The sequence below is a fragment of the Mycobacterium persicum genome (assembly GCF_002086915.1).
Classification (GTDB): domain Bacteria; phylum Actinomycetota; class Actinomycetes; order Mycobacteriales; family Mycobacteriaceae; genus Mycobacterium; species Mycobacterium persicum.
On the sequence record NZ_MWQA01000009.1, the window covers coordinates 1 to 1,315 of the forward strand.

Sequence of the window (1,315 nt, forward strand, 5' to 3'; positions counted from 1 at the left end):
CCGCCATCGAGATCCGGGCCCGGCGCGCCGAAACCCTCGCCGCCGCCTACGCGGCGAACCCCGACCGGTTCCGCCGCAAACCCGCCCCACCCAAGCTGCCCGAAGCAGCCTGGATCAACGAACCACCGAAGGAGAACACCGACACAGAACACGCAGCCTGACACGTCTCAAATGGTTTGACAGGTTCCGCACCGCCCGGCCCATCCCGACGCAACCGTAACGACCCCACCCGCCAACGCCAGGAAGCCAGATGGCTGACTCCAACGCCGTATACCAATACTGCGCCGATTCAAGCGCTCCCTCTTCACCCGCGACGGCTTTGAAGTCGAATCCCGGCCACAACACTTCGCAGAAGCTCAATCCCAGCAGATTGAAGAAGACAAGAATAGACCCCAGATGAATCGTGCACCGTAATGTTCTCCATTCCAAAAAAAGTCGTACTCCTCGTATGCGGGCAAGAACTCATCGAATAGAGGCCACTTGCCGCGAAGAGTCATGGGGCCAAACTGCTCTGCGAATTCGGCGATGTCCACGCTCCAAGTTAGCAGCTCGGTAGGGGAATCAACGCAAGGTGAATCGCGCCTCGTGTGCCAGTAACCCGCCGATTCAAGTACTCCTTCGTCGCCGGCGATGGCGTTGAAGTCGAATCCAGGCCACAATATACTGTTGTATTTCAATTCTGCGGAGTCCTGGTCAGCAACGCCTAGCAGCTTTTTCATGTTCTCATAACGGGAAGCTTCGTCGCCAAGTGCTCTTGCTATTCGCTCATGTATAAGTTCCGCACCTTCCAAGGAGAGCCCGTGTTCGGCCAGTTTGGCTTCTAGTTGAGCTTCCTTGTTCGCCATTGACATTCTTAGCCTCATCGTCATGAGCAGGTAGACCTCAAAATCAATGATCACTGGATATGAGGATACGTTCATCTCTCCACGCTTCATCGGCCAATGTACGGCAAGAATTTGTGAAGGTCACCCACAAAAACTGTTACCGATCCGTCAGGATGTACCACCATTGCTCTCCATAGGCTAAGTCCGCGGGCAGCACCACTTTTGTTCCGTCGGGCACGTTAACAATTCCCCCAGTTTCACCAAAAGCGGCCTTAGCCCGGATGTTTCGCGGGGTTGACGTGGCGGCCTGATCGGTTCGGATTGCGGTTTTCGATCTTGATTTTCGACGGTGGGCATCATGGCGGTCCCGGTCAGCGGGTTCTGGCGGGTTCCTGTGCCCGTCGGTCCTTCCGTGGGGTCGTGGGGGTAGGTGGGGTGTTCGTCAGCCCGGTTGGAGGCGCGCCAACGCGGTAGCCAGCAGATCGGCCCAT

1 protein-coding gene is annotated in these 1,315 nt (G+C 57.0%); it reads right to left on the reverse strand.

Annotated features, from left to right (window positions below; all coding sequences use genetic code 11):
- Window positions 1-356 precede the first annotated feature (356 nt).
- Window positions 357-899, reverse strand: a complete 543-nt coding sequence (locus tag B4U45_RS28410; protein WP_241780169.1) for a hypothetical protein — start codon at window positions 897-899, stop codon at window positions 357-359.
- Window positions 900-1,315: the final 416 nt, after the last annotated feature.